The 15,820-nt window shown below is 51.5% G+C and carries 10 protein-coding genes; 7 read left to right on the top strand and 3 right to left on the bottom strand.

Features of this window, described 5'->3' with window-relative positions; genetic code table 11:
* Nucleotides 1-146: 146 nt before the first annotated feature.
* Nucleotides 147-713, bottom strand: a complete 567-nt coding sequence (locus tag NNL21_RS11295; protein WP_204820875.1) for an NUDIX hydrolase — start codon at nt 711-713, stop codon at nt 147-149.
* 154 nt (nt 714-867) lie between these two features.
* Here NNL21_RS11295 and NNL21_RS11300 point away from each other — a divergent pair, with 154 nt between their 5' ends.
* The gene (locus NNL21_RS11300) at nt 868-1,092 is read left to right on the top strand and encodes a GNAT family N-acetyltransferase (protein WP_256555226.1); all 225 of its coding nucleotides are present in this window, start codon (nt 868-870) and stop codon (nt 1,090-1,092) included.
* A 110-nt stretch (nt 1,093-1,202) separates the two neighbouring features.
* Here the strand turns inward: NNL21_RS11300 and NNL21_RS11305 are convergent, their stop codons facing one another.
* On the bottom strand, nt 1,203-2,438 hold the full coding sequence (locus NNL21_RS11305) for an RNA polymerase sigma factor (protein ID WP_204820876.1): 1,236 nt from the start codon (nt 2,436-2,438) through the stop codon (nt 1,203-1,205).
* A 486-nt stretch (nt 2,439-2,924) separates the two neighbouring features.
* Between NNL21_RS11305 and thrS the strand changes: the two genes are divergently transcribed.
* A complete protein-coding gene (gene thrS, locus NNL21_RS11310) occupies nt 2,925-4,838 on the top strand; it encodes a threonine--tRNA ligase (RefSeq protein WP_204820877.1) in 1,914 nt (637 codons plus the stop codon).
* A 154-nt stretch (nt 4,839-4,992) separates the two neighbouring features.
* On the opposite strand, the gene NNL21_RS11315 is transcribed toward thrS, so the two are convergent.
* Nucleotides 4,993-5,181 carry a hypothetical protein gene (locus NNL21_RS11315; protein WP_204820878.1) on the bottom strand — a complete coding sequence of 63 codons (189 nt, stop codon included), beginning with the start codon at nt 5,179-5,181 and terminating at the stop codon, nt 4,993-4,995.
* Nucleotides 5,182-5,531: 350 nt separating this feature from the next.
* On the opposite strand from NNL21_RS11315, the gene NNL21_RS11320 reads away from it, so the two are divergent.
* The 5 genes from NNL21_RS11320 (at nt 5,532) to NNL21_RS11340 (ending at nt 15,704) form a co-directional block, all read left to right on the top strand.
* On the top strand, nt 5,532-6,521 hold the full coding sequence (locus tag NNL21_RS11320) for a Gfo/Idh/MocA family protein (RefSeq protein ID WP_204820879.1): 990 nt from the start codon (nt 5,532-5,534) through the stop codon (nt 6,519-6,521).
* A gap of 2 nt (nt 6,522-6,523) precedes the next feature.
* Nucleotides 6,524-7,393, top strand: a complete 870-nt coding sequence (locus NNL21_RS11325) for a sugar phosphate isomerase/epimerase family protein (RefSeq protein WP_204820880.1) — start codon at nt 6,524-6,526, stop codon at nt 7,391-7,393.
* Between the two features lie 344 nt (nt 7,394-7,737).
* Nucleotides 7,738-8,166: a helical membrane plugin domain-containing protein gene (locus NNL21_RS11330; protein ID WP_204820881.1), complete on the top strand. Its 429-nt coding sequence runs from the start codon at nt 7,738-7,740 to the stop codon at nt 8,164-8,166.
* A gap of 27 nt (nt 8,167-8,193) precedes the next feature.
* The gene (locus tag NNL21_RS11335; protein ID WP_204820882.1) at nt 8,194-9,372 is read left to right on the top strand and encodes an NAD(P)/FAD-dependent oxidoreductase; all 1,179 of its coding nucleotides are present in this window, start codon (nt 8,194-8,196) and stop codon (nt 9,370-9,372) included.
* Between the two features lie 446 nt (nt 9,373-9,818).
* Complete coding sequence (locus NNL21_RS11340) at nt 9,819-15,704, top strand: phosphodiester glycosidase family protein (protein ID WP_204820883.1); 5,886 nt, start codon at nt 9,819-9,821, stop codon at nt 15,702-15,704.
* The last annotated feature ends 116 nt before the right edge of the window (nt 15,705-15,820 follow it).

Genomic DNA, 15,820 nt, shown 5'->3' on the forward strand with positions numbered 1-15,820 from the left:
TATGGAGTAATTCTCCCAACAAGTACGCTGGAATTCATGGATGACTCGCGCGTCTCTTAAAGCAAGCCCTTGAAATCGTAGATTTCAAGGGCTTTTGGCATTTCACAGTGAAGCCATGGCAGGTACTAAAGAAAGAGCCGCAGCCGCTAGTAAAGGGGTTGAATCTGCTTTCCACCCGCTGTACGTTCCTTGAAAAGCTTGATGTATTCGTTCATCTGCTGCAAGTTTTCAGTCGCATCCGTAATGGCTTCAGACGAAGTATCAGCGAGTTTTCCTTCGAGGTACGAACAATGATGATGATAAGGCGCCTCTTCGTTCAAGTAATTCATGATGAGCGGGATGCTCGTAGCAAGACCTTGATTCTTGGGATGCATCACCCAGTCCATCGATTTCCAGTCCAGAATGCCTTCAACCGTCTTTACAGGCGTGCTATAATGGGCATCTTCCGAAATATCGGCTGAATAGAGAACCATTCCCCCAAACTGCTGATGATCCACCGTCCACGAGACGAGCCCCCTATAGTTGAGCTGATACTCGGTCTCAGACAGAAGGGTTTCCTCAACTATTTCACGAATCATCGATTGCCGTGGCGTTTCGTCACGTTCTATTTTTCCGCCAACACCGTTCCAGCAGCCCATCCAACTCGGCGATTCTCTGTTAAGCAGAAGTACGTGATTGCCTTGTCTGATGAAACAAATCGTATACGTAATCATAGGTCCTCCAGAATGACAAAATGATTATAAAGGTATTCGCAATTCTATGTAAAAACCCTTTTAATTAATCCGCTAGATGGAGATGAGCGGCTTGTAGCTGATCGGCCGGGTTAACATCGGCAATGTTGCCCGCGGGGCGTGGGAGAGCTGCACGATCGGCTATTTTCTAGATGAACAACGCAATGGACAAGGATTCATGACAGAGGCTGTCGGCTTGGCGGTCCGATATTGCTTTGAGACTGCCGGCTTGCACCGGGTTCAAGCAGCCGTAATGCCCCATAATGCCGGTTCTATCCGGGTGCTTGAGAAGGTTGGCTTTCGATATGAAGGGTTCTTTCGAATATTATTTGAGAATCAACGGGAACTGGGAGCATCATAACACGTACAGCATAACCCGTGAATATTGGACGCCACAGCTCAAGTCTTCTAGCTAAACAAATAAACCAATAGCCGGGAGCTGCCCGGACTATTGGTTAATGGACTTCGAGCTTATAGCTGCTTCGTCAAATAGGCAATCCATTGTGCCCGCAGCTCTGCTTCGGAGCAGTGGAAGATGCCCTGAAAATCATCCGGATTCCGAATGATCTTGTTGAGCGAATCCAAGCCGTGTTCCTTTACGATGAACTCGACCATTTTATAAGAGAATTGGAATCCACCGGTCGTCTGCAGCTCGAACGAGTCATTCTCCAGCTCGTGCAGCGTGGGGACGGATCCCTTGCGCACAGTCTCTCGAATGCTGTCCTTGATGAAGGTTTGCGACATCTGATCAGCTTCATATCCACCCAGCCCCTGCCGAATCCACCGGGGTGCGCGAGGGTTGATATCGGTGACAAGCCACATGGCGAATAAATGTGTAGCCGATTTGAGAATCGATTGGTACGTATGCTCCGGTCCCGGATTCAAGGGTGATACCATCTTAATGATGTTGTCTTCATAGGTGCCCATGAACCAGTCAGGCGCATCCGCTTCTCCAACGGCGGCGTGGAAGGTGGGAAGATCGGGATAAAGCTCGATGACAACCTTCTTCGTGGGCTGATGATTCAACTTGGCCGCAAGCCGGTTGACGCTGACGTTCAGCTCGTTGAATAAGTCCTCGTACACATTGGTTTGGCTCTCATTCTTCGTACCTTCAGGCGTATTCTTGCTTACGATGGATATCATCTTCTGAATAGACATATGGTTTAATCCCTTCCAATCTTTTAGTTCGCTTCTTAGCTTTTCTAAGGAGCGGTATAACCTGTTTTTCACTGCGCTCTCACGCATATGGACGATCTCTGCGATCTCGGATAGGGTGCAGTCCACGAAGAAACGCAGCGTAATGATTTGTTGATCCAATAGGCCCAGCTTTTTTAGAGCGGCACTCATATCGATTCGAATTTCCAGATTATTAGCAAAGTCCAACGTGATGAACTTTGAGCCCCAATCGATCCCGTCAAAGGACGTCTCCTGCGTGCGGGACCGTTTGCGAAATTCGTTTTTGAGCGTGTTGTGCGCGATGGTGTACAGCCAGGTGAAGAGGCTCGAATCCTGGCGGAAGGTGTGGTAATTTTCCATAGCCTTCAAGAACACCTGCTGTGTGAGATCTTCGCTGCTGGTCGAGTCCAGCTTCATGGCGAAATACTTGCGGATCCGCTGGTGATATTGGTCGAAAATGAATGCGAAAGGTTCGTGCTCGCCCTGCTTATCCGGATAAACAGGGGGCCTTGCGTCATGAGCTCCTGACATGGATGGTACCTCCTCTTGCTTTACCATACATTAGACACCTCAGTTATGAAAAAAGCCACATTGTAACCGCAAAATAGGAGCATACGCCCGTTATTTATTTTCGTACTTGACCAAATGACAATGAGGCTATATAATGTTGAGCCATATACAAGCAGGCGATAATCAAAGACATGATTTCATTTCTAAGCTGTACAGAGAGAGGGGCATCAGCTGCAAGCTCCTTCAGCGACTAGCTATGGAATTACCCCTTTGTAGCCGTGTCTTTGAACCGCGTCAAGGCGCGCAGTAAGGGATACCGGATCATCCCCGTTACGGATGTGATCGAATGAGAATCCGTTCGTGTGAGCATCTTCATGGCAGAAGTGCCGGCAGATCGAGCGCAGCGGATTGAATTAGGGTGGAACCACGAGCTAAGCGCACTCGTCCCTTTGGACGAGATGCGCTTTTTTGTGTTTTCTAACTTAATTCACGAGAGGAATGATGATCATGGCTATGAAACTAACACTACCAGATGGCGCAGTCCGAGAGGTGGAGCGCGGCACAACGCTGGAGCAGCTTGCAGCATCCATCAGCTCCGGCTTGAAGAAATCGGCGATAGCCGGTAAAGTCAACGGCCAATTGGTCGACTTGAACCGTCCGATTGACGAGGACAGCGACGTGGAAATTATAACGCTTGATAGCAAGGAAGGCTTGGAGGTTTATCGTCACAGTACGGCGCATCTCATGGCGCAAGCGATCAAACGCATCTACGGTGAGAAAGCCGTAAAGCTTGGAATTGGCCCCGTTATTGAAGACGGCTTTTACTATGACATTGATATCGAGAAGCCTTTGTCCACGGACGATCTAAACGCCATCGAGAAAGAGATGGAGAGAATCGCGCAGGAGAACCTGCCGATCGCCCGCCGTGTCGTCAGCCGTGAAGAAGCGATCCGGATCTTCGAAGAGCTGGAGGATCCGCTGAAGCTGGAATTGATTCGCGACCTGCCGGAGCAGTCCGTCATTACGATTTACGATCAAGGCGAGTTCTTCGATCTCTGCCGCGGCCCGCATCTGCCGTCGACAGGCCGTATCAAGGCATTCAAGCTGCTGTCTGTAGCAGGAGCTTACTGGCGCGGAAATTCGGATAACCAAGTGCTGCAGCGCATCTATGGCACAGCTTTTCCGAAGAAAGCCCAGCTGGATGATCATCTGCATCTCCTCGAGGAAGCCAAGAAGCGCGACCACCGCAAGCTGGGCAAAGAGCTGGAATTGTTCATGTTCTCGGAAGAAGCGCCGGGCATGCCGTTCTACCTGCCGAAGGGAATGGCGATCCGCACGGAGCTTGAGAACTTCTCGCGGGAGCAGCAGGCGAAGCAGGACTATGATGAGGTCCGCACGCCATTCATGATGAACCAGCGGCTGTGGGAGCAGTCCGGTCACTGGGATCAATACCGGGAGAATATGTACTTCACCGAGGTGGATGAGAACAAGTTTGCGCTGAAGCCAATGAACTGCCCGGGCCATATGCTGATCTTCAAGAATAAGCTGCGTTCCTATCGCGAGCTTCCGATCCGGCTGTCCGAATTCGGGCAGGTGCACCGTCACGAGCTGTCGGGCGCGCTCAACGGGATGATGCGAGTGCGCACCTTCTGTCAGGACGATGCCCATATCTTCGTGCGACCGGATCAAATCGATGGCGAGATCGGCCGCGTCATCGAGCTGATTGACCGGATTTATAAGGTGTTCGGCTTCGAATACACCATCGAGCTGTCTACCCGTCCAGAAGACCGGATGGGCTCGGAGGAGCTGTGGGACCAAGCGGAGGGTGCGCTTCAGAGCGTGCTGGATAAACGGAATATTAACTACCGGGTGAATGAAGGGGATGGGGCGTTCTACGGTCCGAAGATCGACTTCCACATCCTCGACGCCTTGAAGCGAAGCTGGCAGTGCGCAACGATTCAGCTGGACTTCCAGATGCCGGAGAAATTCGAGCTTTCCTATATCGGGGAAGACAACCAGAAGCATCGGCCGGTCGTAATCCACCGGGCGATCTATGGCTCGATCGACCGCTTTGTCGGCATTCTGACCGAGCATTACAGCGGTCAATTCCCGCTATGGCTTGCGCCGGTACAAGTGAAGCTGCTGCCGGTATCGGACAATTTCGTCGACTATGCATATGAGGTCAAGCAGGCGCTTAGGCAGGCGGGGATCCGGGTTGAGCTGGATGAGCGCAATGAGAAGCTGGGCTACAAGATCCGCGAAGCGCAGCTGGAGAAAGTTCCGTACATGCTGGTGCTTGGCGAGAACGAGCGGTCGGAGCAGTCGGTAGCGATCCGCAAGCGGGGCGAGGGCGACATTGGCACCAAGGGGCTGTCGGCGTTCATCGAGCAAGTGATTGAAGAAATTAACGTCAAACAATAAACTTCTATTATATAGAAGGAATAATCGGGTACGGTCCGCTTCATAGGTCTGCCCGCGAGCGTTCTAGCATACAAACAACCGGGTGCCGATGAGCACCCGGTTGTTCGTTGTTCGCCCCAGATTAGACGCTGCTATGATTAAGCCCTTCAATCATTCATTTGCGCTTCCTGCCATTACTCACGATTAACGCTGTAATAAAGGAAAGCTGCAGCGAGCAGATCATGGCGACAACAAGGACTAAGCCGGTATCGGAATCCGGCCCCAGAAGCCAGGTAAGAAGAAAGAAAAGAATCACACTGATCATAACAAAGCCGCAGAAGGTGGGAAACGTATATTTGTTCATGTAGCCTCCTCGATAGAAGGATGATGGTTGCAGCTTGTAATCCGTTCTAGGTGAATGCGGCTGCTTATATGCGAGCTGTCTATACAGCTTATTCTCAGATTATTGTCTCCGCCTGTCAATATACTTATAGAAGTCCTTCCTGCGGCCGCGTTTTCAACACCGCACGGAATATGACTTTTTCTAGGATCGCAGCAAGTCGCAATTCTACACTTTACTTATTGATTGGGCGCGCTTACAATAACCGTGTTGTCACTCCTAAGTCCGTTATTTTGTTCAGGTCTTATGAATTCAACATAGGCATGAGGAATGAAGCCGTTCAAATTTTATATTTCATGTAGGAGGTTAGAGGAATGAGCAAGATTCGCGTAGGTATGATTGGTACGGGAGGAATATCGCAATGGCATGCCCGTCAGCTGCTCGAGCTGCCGGAGGTCGTAATCACCGCTATAGCGGATACGAGTGTCGAGACCCGCAATTCATTCGCCGAGAAATTCAGCTTGAAGGACGTCAAGCAATTCTCCGATTATACGGACATGCTGGATCAGGTGGAGTTGGACGCGGTTGTCATTTGTTCACCTCATACCCTACATTTTCAGCAAGCGACCGATGTTCTGGAGAAAGGCCTTCACGTCTTGATCGAGAAACCGATGACCTGTTCGTCGGCGGAAGCGGAGCTGCTCATCCGAACGGCCGAGAGAGTCGGCAAGATCGTTCAAGTATCGTATCAACGGCACTTCCAACCAGAGTTCATATACATCCGGGATGCCATCGCCAAGGGCGAGATTGGCAAGCTTACTTCCATAACCGCTTCGCTATATCAAGAGTGGAAGCAGGGAACGCCCGGCACATGGCGCCAGAACCCGTCTCTCTCCGGCGGCGGCTTCTTGATGGATTCCGGCAGTCACATCATCGACGTGCTGCTGTGGACGACAGGCCTTACCCCAGTAGAAGTGAAGCCACAGTTACATATGCATGGATCACCGGTAGAGATCGATACCTTCACCTCCATCCGGTTCGCCGAGGGAGCTGTTGCGGGCCTGAATCTTGTCGGGTACGCACCTTGCTGGCATGAGACATATGTATTCTGCGGAGAAGATGGCGCTATTTTCTATGATAATGGAAAAATCACGCTGCGCCGTCTTGGTCAAGAGGCCATCGTGCCGGAGCTTCCAAAGTCGACCACGAATCAGGACAAGAGCTTTATCGACGCCATTCTCGGCCGTCATGAGGTGCTTGTATCCGGCGAGTTCGCATACAAGGTCGTTAAGTTCTCGGAGATGGTCTATCAGGCTGCCGGTTATGTACCGGTCGCAGCAGCTGAGATTGAAGGTGAGAAATAGGCATGAACTTCAAAATAGGAATGCGCATACCGCCTAAGATGGGGGCGGAAGGAATCGAGAATGTGGCGAAGTGGGCGGCTGCTAATGGTCTGGACGTCCTGGATGTGCCGCGGCTGACACCTGAAGTGAAGGCGGCTTGCGAGCAAGCTGGACTTGGAATCGGTTCGATCGATGTGGACTACACGCAGCAGCTGTTAAGCCGGGATGAAGGACGCCGCGGCGATGCGGTTCAGGCGTTGAAGAAGCAGATGACGGAGGTCTCCCAATTAGGCGGACGCGTACTGTTCATGTGCCTCGTACCGGAGGATCTCACGCTTCCCCGCAAGGAAGGATTCGCGATCTGGAAGGAGACGTTCCCGGAGATCGTCCGCCATGCCGAGCAGACCGGCTTGTACATTGCCATTGAAGGCTGGCCGGGACCTGCACCGCACTATTCTACGCTGGGATGCACGCCGGAAATGTGGAGAGCGATGTTCGAAGCGATTCCGTCCAGCCATTTTGGCCTGAACTATGATCCCTCCCACTTGGTACGACTGGGCATTGACTACCTGCGAGCGCTATCGGAATTTGGCGAACGCATTAATCACTGCCATGGGAAGGACACCGAAATCCTTCATGACGAGCTGTATGAATGCGGTGTGATTCCATCTACGTTCGGCGAGAAGTACGGATTCTCGGAAGGCTCTTGGCGGTACACGATTCCCGGACACGGTGAAGTAGACTGGGGTAAAGTGGCCGTCCGGCTGGATCGTCTCGGCTACCAGGGCGCCATCGGCATCGAGCTGGAGGACCACCGTTTCTGGGGCACGCTGGATGCCGAAAGACAAGGAATTCTGAAAGCAACCGAGCATCTGGCAAAGTATTTTAGATAATCGTTCCCCATGTTTGATGAACAGCCAACTAATGTGAAGCCTCAACGCAAAAATACGGCTAAATCAGCTAATTTTTGCGTTGAGGAATGAAACAGGACGGTGGGCGGGACAATAGATCCAAATGACGCTTATTTGTTTGCGTTTCCTTCATTTTTTGATTGCCAAAAGACCTCCGTTTAGGTTTATAATAGATGGAGCAGTAAACAAGCTTTATGTCGAATTTTGATTTCGCAATCTTCATGAAATCTATGTGATTAATTTCACTAGAATGGTGCGGATGTGGAATAGAAAGATCTTAATAACAATTATTAACTACTTATTACGAACAAAGGAGAAAAGTGCAAATGTCAGAAACAAACGTTCAGAGTTTGGAACTTGAAGCTTCCGCGCAAGGGAGCGCAAAGTCAGATGTACTGGATCAACTGTTGAAGCCTGAAGTACAGGAAGCGTTGACGGTATTGGTGGATCAACTGCCTAAGTTGTCCGAGATGATGGCCCTGCTTACGAAGACCTACGACTTGGCACAGAAAGTAGCAACAGACCGCGTCCTGATTCAAGACATGGTAGGCGGCATTCAAGAAGTAGTTAAGCCTCTTGAAGAGAAAGTGAAAGGCTATGCATCCGCTGCGATTGAAGCGAATGACCGTGCAGAGAACAGCGATTCCACGATCGGTCTCTTCGGCATGCTAAAATTGCTGAAGGATCCGGAGCTTCAGAAGATGCTTCGCTTCGGCCAAGCTTACCTCGATATTCTAGGCGAAAGAAAAAAATAATTCTAAAACGAAGAACGGAGGATAAACGTGAGTAAACAAATTTTGATTTTGGGTGGCGGCTACGGCGGTTTGTTGAGCGCTCTTTCCGCACGTGCACATTTTACACCAGAAGAAGCTAGCATTACCGTCATCAACCGTGTGGATTCGCACCAAATTATTACCGAGCTTCACCGCCTCGCTGCAGGCAACGTAGCTGAGAAAGCCGTTGCTTTGCCGCTGCAAAAGCTGTTCAAAGGTAAAGACATTAACGTTCAAGTCGGCTCCGTTCAATCGATCGACTTGGAAGGCCGCAAGGTAACGGTTGAAGGCGGTTCGTCTTACAGCTATGATTCCCTTGTGCTGGCACTTGGCAGCGAAACGAACTACTTCGGTATTCCAGGGCTTCAAGAAAACAGCTTCACGTTGAAATCCGTTGCGGATGCGAACCGTCTGTTCGCCCACGTGGAAGCGCGTATTGCGGAATACAGCAAGACGAAGAATAAAGCGGACGCTACGTTCGTTATCGGCGGCGGCGGTCTTACCGGCGTTGAGCTTGTTGGCGAGCTGGCTGACGAGCTTCCAGGCATCTGCAAGAAGAACGGCGTAGACTTCGCAGACGTTTCCCTGTACTTGGTTGAAGCAATGCCAAGCATTCTGCCAATGTTCTCCCCTGATCTGATTGCCCGTGCACAAGACAGCTTGGAGAAACGCGGCGTAGAATTCTTGACAGGCCTGCCAATTACCGAAATGAGCAAAACGACCGTAAGCCTTAAAGACGGCAGAACGATCGAAACAAATACTTGCGTATGGACCGGCGGCGTTCAAGGTAACTCCCTCGTTGCAAACTGCGGCATCGAAGTAAACCGCGGCCGTGCAACGGTTAACGAGTTCCTGCAATCCGTATCGCATCCAGAAGTATTCCTTGCCGGCGACTGCGCAGTCGTATTTGGTCCTGAAGGCCGTCCATACCCGCCAACAGCCCAATTGGCTTGGCAAATGGGCGAGCTTGCGGGTGCCAACATCGCAGCTTACTTCAATGGAACGACGATGGACAAATTCGAACCGGTCTTCTCGGGTACCCTTGCTAGCCTGGGACGTAAAGACGGTATCGGCGCCATCGGCGGCAGCGGCATTGAGCTGAAAGGCACGCCTGCTTCTCTGATGAAGAAAGCAAGTAATGCCCGTTACCTGTCGCACATTAACGGATTGTTCTCACTGGCTTACTAGTAGCATTAACAAACCATAAGCGGTACATGCAAGAGGCGCTGTTCACATTGATTTGTGAACGGCGTCTTTTTTGTCATGCCATCTTTAGTAATGATGCGTTCTTGCTTGTTATTGTCAGGCCATGATTATACGATCCAATATCGGAATATTACAAGCATGATAACTAGTGCTTTCACAATAAATTAACCTGAGGTTAGCTCTCCCCTAACATTACAGGAGTAGGATTCTACAGAATGGATTAGAATTTGCAGCCTGTCTTATCTATCGGGGACCACAGGTACGATCCAAACGGAAATCAGGGGGGATTGCGGATAGCCGAAGAGATGATACGTGATGCGCCAGCAGCAATATCCGTACATGGTGTTCTGTGGGGGCAGAGCAACCTCATGATGTACATACGAGTTATTCCGATTAAAACGCTATAACCAGGAGGTATGATGACAATAATGATACGACAGAAACGCAGTTGGGCTCTTCTATTCTCATTATTTATGCTAACATCGCTCTTCCCTTATTATGGACAAGCCCAGGCCGAGGCACTTCCACAGGCAGGGTTTGGTCAAGTTTTGGATACCAGGCAGATGGAGATCGGCCCGGGGGCCTATTATACCTGGCAGGATCGGCAATTAGCGCAAGGTCTGGAGAAGATTCATTATGTTGAATTCGATCCGAAGAATCCGATGCTGGATCTGCAGCCGGGGACAACGAACGGCAAGGTCTATGGCATGGAAGGCGTATCGAAGATGGCGAACGACGCCGATCGCGCGGGCAACCGGGTCATCGCGGCGATCAACGCCGATTTCTATGATATGACGACAGGCGTTCCAATCGGTATATTCATGGGCGATGGCGTTATTCTGACGAGCCCTCCTGATGATTGGCAAGCCTTCGGCTTGAATGAGGATGGCACCACCATCTATGGATCAAGTCCGAAGCTTACGAGAACGGTATCGATCGGAGGCAAGGAGCTTCCTCTATCCTCCATCAACCGGATGCGATTTAATGATGAAGCGCTGATTCTGTACAGCTATGACTTCCATACCTCTACGATGACGAATGATCTTGGAGATGAGGTCGTGCTGGATGTTCTGTCCGGGGAAGTGAAGAGCGGAAGCACGCTTCAGCTTAAAGTCGCGGAAATACATAAGAACAAGGGCAATTCGCCGATCAAGCAAGGACAGGTTGTTCTGTCTGCTTCCGGCAAGTACCGGACCGAACTGGCCGGACTGCAGGTAGGCGATGAATTATCGGCAAGCTTCCAATTTGAAGAGAAATGGAAAAATGTCAAGATGGCCGTAGGCGGAACGCCGATTCTCGTGGAGGGCGGCGTGGTGCTTCAGCATGAAGACCCTGCGCTGTATCCGCGTGTCGGCATCGGTACGAAAGCTGACGGTTCGATCGTCATGATCGAAATCGACGGACGGGCGCCGGGCTTCAGTGAAGGCGTGACGTTCAAGGATCTGGGGAACATCATGAAGGATATCGGGGTTGTCGACGGGATCACCTTGGATGGAGGCGGCTCTGCAACCTTCGTCGCGAAGCTTCCAGGCGAACCGCTCCGCAAAATATTGAACCGTCCTTCCGACGGCGGCGAGCGCAAGACAGCCAATGGCATACTGCTTGTGAATAAGGCGCCGGAAGGTGCAGCTTCCAAGCTGGTCGTTCAACCGAATATGGAACGCGTATTAGCGGGCTCGTCCTACACGTTCAAATCGACTGCAGTTGATGCCAATGGACATCCGGCAATATTCGCGGAAACACCGGCTTGGTCGGTTAATGTGGATCCGGCTGTCGGCACCATTGACGCAGCAGGACGATTCGTCGCGGGCGACAATGCCGGCATGGCTGACATTACCGTCAGCGCGGGCGGATTGACGGGATCTGGACAGGTGGAAGTCGTGAGTGAGCTGACCGAATTGAAATTCCCGGATGCGGTCAGGACGTTCACTTCAGGTGCCTCCGTACCGATGTCGATAACGGCATTGCGCAACGGTCAGGTTATCCAAGCGGATAATAGCAAGTTTGAATGGCGTGTAGAAGGACCGATCGGGAGCATTGATGCGGACGGCGTATTTACCGCTACCGGGGAAACAGAGAAGAGCGGGCAAATCTTCGTCAAGTATGGGAATATCGAAGCCTCGATGAACGTCAATATTGGGCTTCCTCCAGTCATTCTCGAAGATTTCGAGAACGGGGTTGGCAATTATAAGGAAACCTCGGGCGCACGATTCAATACGGTAAAGGTCAGCGAGGAAACGGACGAGGATCTCGTGAGATTCGGCACCAAGTCGGCCAAGCTCGAATACGACTTCAAGGAAACGATCGGGATCTCGGGTGCTTATATTGAAGCCGTAGATGCGGATCATCGGATTCAGGTTCCAGGCTATCCGGAGAAAATCAGTGTCTGGGTGTATGGGGACGGCAAGGGGCACTGGCTCCGTGGTCAGCTCAGGGACGGGAACAACGCGGCTGTAGCGATAGATTTTGTTACTGAAAGCGAAAGCGTCCAATTTAAAGGATGGAAGTACTTAGAGGCTGACGTTCCGAAGGGACGGCCGCTTCCATTCACGATGGATATGCCGATTCGTTACATGGAGACGAAGAATGACAATAAGACCGATGGCGTATTGTACATCGATCAGATTCGGGCGCTCTATGGACCTGTACAGGATGATATGGATCCACCGGTTCTGAAGAATTTCACGCCGGTTGAAGGCAGTGTCATCCATACCAATATCCCGCTCATTCAAGCCTTTGGCGAGGATTTTGGCTATGATCCGGCTGTACATCCGGGTACGACGCTGATCGATCCTGATAAAATCCGCTTGTATGTGGACGAGGTTGAGGTACATGCAACATTGTATCCGCCTAAGGGTCAGATTCACTACACGCCGGAGGTGCCATTGACCGATGGCGTCCACATGGCACGTCTCAAGATTAGAGACTTGGCGGGAAATCAGACGGAGAAGGCATGGACCTTCACAGTCGATACCGGCTCTTCGAAGATCGTCTATGACAATCCGAGCGAGGTTTATGCCGGCGGCACGTATGCGCTGAACGTAAGAGCGATTAAAGCGTCGGATATTAAAGACGGTCATATTGCATTTACGTTCGATCCGGCCAAGGTGGAGGATCTGCAGGTGATCAAGGGAGCGAAGTTGGCGGATAGCCAACTGCAGCCTACGATCGATGCCGCAACAGGGAACGTACGGCTGGATTTCAACGGTATTAATACGACATCGCTTGCGGATGAAGATTCCTTGGCTCAAATTCAATATCGCGTGAAGGACAATGCGGCTGGAACGGTTCAAACCCGCTTCACTTCAGGGGCGTTGAAGTTCACGACTACGGAGGATATGAGTGTTGGATTCTTCGGTCTGCCTGTTGAGGCCGTCGTTAAAAACCAAATGCAGCTTAGCTGGAATGAATTTGGCGTGGTGCAGGGCTACACGACTACCTTCAAGGTTGTAGACGAGTCGGGCTTGCCTGTGGAAGGCGCCAAGATTATGGAGAAGAGCGGAACAGAGATCGGCGCTACGAATGCTGAAGGGATCCTGGAGAACAGCATCCTGACGGGCGAATTGCGCCAGTATGAACTGCAGGCTGTGAAAGGACAATGGCTGAGCCCTGTGCTTAAGTTCACGGTATCGAAGCTGGCAGGGTCGCCGATTCCGAGCAATATTAGCGTAACAATGGGTGAAGACACGACGAAATCACGTGCTTTTACCTGGCACACCAATCCTGGAACGGATACGACGGTTGTTGAAGTCGCGCCTGCATCCGAATTTACGGATTTTACTGCGGCGAATGTCCTGAAATTCGAGGGCAGCAGCTATTTGTTCAACACATGGGATATTGGCACCGTGAAGGTTCATAAGGCCGTTGCGGACGGACTTGCGCCTGGAACGAAATATGTATTCCGCGTTGGGGACGGAAACGGAAATTACAGCACGAATGGATCGTTCCAGACAGCAGCGGCAACCGGAGAGCGCACGAAATTTATTTTCCTCGGCGACTCCCAAGCTTCCAATGAAGCGGGCTTCAAGCTCTGGGGAGACGTGCTGAACAAAGCGATTGCGGATCATCCGGATACGGAATTCGTCGTTCAGGGCGGCGATTTGGTCGAGGATGGATTCAAGGAAAACGAATGGAACATGTGGTTTAATGCTTCGAAGGACGTACTGATGAATACGACAGTCGTTCCGGTCGTCGGTAACCATGAGGTGACGGGTACCCGCAAGACGGAGGATTATCTGGCTCATTTCAATCACCCGCAGAATGGGATCGATTCGTTGAAGGGAAGCAACTTCTCCTTTGACTACAAGAATGCGCACTTTGTGGTACTGAACAGCGAGTATGATTTCGAAGAGCAGAAGGAATGGCTGAGACAAGATTTGGCTGCTACGGATAAGAAGTGGAAGCTCATTGCCTTCCACCGCGGACCGTATGGCAGTATGTATGACTCGGAACATATCCGCAGCGTATGGACGCCGATCTTTGACGAGTTTAAAGTCGATGTCGTCATGAACGGACATGATCACGTCTACCTGCGCACCTATCCGATGAAGGATCAGGTTCCGGTTGCCGAGGGAGAGGGAACGACTTACATTGTCGGCGGTTCCGCCGGTCCGAAGTTTTATGCGATAACGGAGAGAAGCTGGCAGAAGGTGACGGATGCCGAGCAGGTGCAGATGTACGTTGCCGTGGAGATTGACGGGGACGAAATGAAGTTTGTCGTGAAGACGGTAAAAGACCGGATCGTCGATCAGTTCACACTGAAGAAAGTGAATAACCCCGAAGAAGTGCAGGTAGATAAGGTCGAATTAGACCGTACGGCAGCCGAGTTGAAAGTGGGAGAACAGCTGCAATTGAACGCCACTGTGCTTCCTGCGAACGCCAGCGACAAGACGGTAATATGGTCTGTGCTTGATTCCAGTCCGTCGAACGTGGCGACTGTATCGTCGAATGGGCTGGTCAGCGCGGTTAACCCGGGTACGGCGAAGATTCGGGCTACGAGTAAAGCGAATGCTGCCCAATATGCAGAGATGACGCTTACGGTGAAGGCATCATCCTCGGGAGGGTATTATCCGCCGGTCGTTAATCCGATTGAGCCTCCGGTGACGGAGAAACCAGATCCGACAGATCCGAAAGTGGAAAATGGAACGATTACCGCACCAGCGGTTCTCGATGCGGCGGGAACTTTAGCATCGGCAGCAATTAGTGCCGATGACATCGAGCTGGCCTTCAAGGATGCGAAGGACAATGGAGCAGGAATTAAGACGGTGCGAATTGACATCGCGGGCGGACAAACAGCAGGCCGTTATGAAGTTTCACTGCCTGCTCAAGCCTTGAACGGCTCCGCTGCAGACCAGAAGCTGGAGATCGCGACGAATCTGGGCGTTGTCACGCTTCCTTCCAACTTCCTGAGCGATGCGGAGGCGAAGAAAGCGAAGATGATCAGCCTCGTCATCGAGAAGGTCGATCCTTCATCCTTGTCAGGCACATTGCGCAGCCAGATCGGCAATCATCCGGTCATCGGCTTAAGCATTATGGTGGATGGTGTGCAGCAAGCCTGGAGCAATCCGGACGCTCCGGTGCAGGTGTCCATTCCGTATAAGCCGACTACGGCTGAATTGAACAATCCGAATGGCCTTGTGATTTGGTACCTTGACGATGCGGGCCAAGCGACCGTCGTCTTGAATGGACAATATGATCCAGCCGCTGGCGCTGTTCGCTTCACGGTCGATCATTTCAGCAGCTATGCCGTCGTGTATGCGAATAAGACGTTTACGGATTTGACTTCATATGCATGGGCGAAAGGAGCGGTTGAGTCATTGGCCGCGCGCGGAATCATCAAAGGTACGGATAACGATCGATTCTCGCCTGCGCTGGAAATCACGAGAGCCGACTTCGTTACGCTGCTCGTCCGGGCGCTGGGTCTGGAAGAGACGGCAGAAGGCAGCTTTGCCGATGTACGGCCAGCTGACTACTACTATGGTGCCGTTGGTACTGCGAAGAAGCTTGGTCTGGTTATCGGAACGGATCAGAACGCCTTCCATCCGAAAGCGAAGATCTCGCGTCAAGAAATGTTTCTGATCGTATCCCGCGCCCTTCAGCAAGTGAAGAAGGTTGAGCTTGCGGGCAATCGGGATGTGCTGGATGCGTTCCAGGATGGCGATCAGGTAGCGGAATACGCGGCTGATAGCATGGCCGGCATGATTAACGCCGGCTTGATTCAAGGCAATGGAGGCAAGCTGAACCCGACGGGTCAGGCTACGAGAGCGGATGTTGCCGTGTTTATCGAGCGTATCCTAAACGAGCTCTACAAGTGAAATCGGACGAGTGATAAACAAGCAAGTCAAGAGAATGCTGTAACAAGAGACTGCTGTGATCAGCAGTCTCTTTGCTGTTGCAATCGAAAGCGTCGTTAGGTGGGTCGTTGAAGGGT

The sequence above is a fragment of the Paenibacillus mendelii genome (assembly GCF_024498075.1).
GTDB classification, from domain to species: Bacteria; Bacillota; Bacilli; order Paenibacillales; family Paenibacillaceae; genus Paenibacillus_Z; species Paenibacillus_Z mendelii.

Excerpts from the sequence above, each read along its gene's own strand:
- NNL21_RS11295 (WP_204820875.1), bottom strand. The coding sequence starts at position 713 with ATGATTACGTATACGATTTGTTTCATCAGACAAGGCAATCACGTACTT.
- NNL21_RS11305 (WP_204820876.1), bottom strand. The coding sequence starts at position 2,438 with ATGTCAGGAGCTCATGACGCAAGGCCCCCTGTTTATCCGGATAAGCAG.
- thrS (WP_204820877.1), top strand. The coding sequence starts at position 2,925 with ATGGCTATGAAACTAACACTACCAGATGGCGCAGTCCGAGAGGTGGAG.
- NNL21_RS11315 (WP_204820878.1), bottom strand. The coding sequence starts at position 5,181 with ATGAACAAATATACGTTTCCCACCTTCTGCGGCTTTGTTATGATCAGT.
- NNL21_RS11320 (WP_204820879.1), top strand. The coding sequence starts at position 5,532 with ATGAGCAAGATTCGCGTAGGTATGATTGGTACGGGAGGAATATCGCAA.
- NNL21_RS11325 (WP_204820880.1), top strand. The coding sequence starts at position 6,524 with ATGAACTTCAAAATAGGAATGCGCATACCGCCTAAGATGGGGGCGGAA.
- NNL21_RS11330 (WP_204820881.1), top strand. The coding sequence starts at position 7,738 with ATGTCAGAAACAAACGTTCAGAGTTTGGAACTTGAAGCTTCCGCGCAA.
- NNL21_RS11340 (WP_204820883.1), top strand. The coding sequence starts at position 9,819 with ATGATACGACAGAAACGCAGTTGGGCTCTTCTATTCTCATTATTTATG.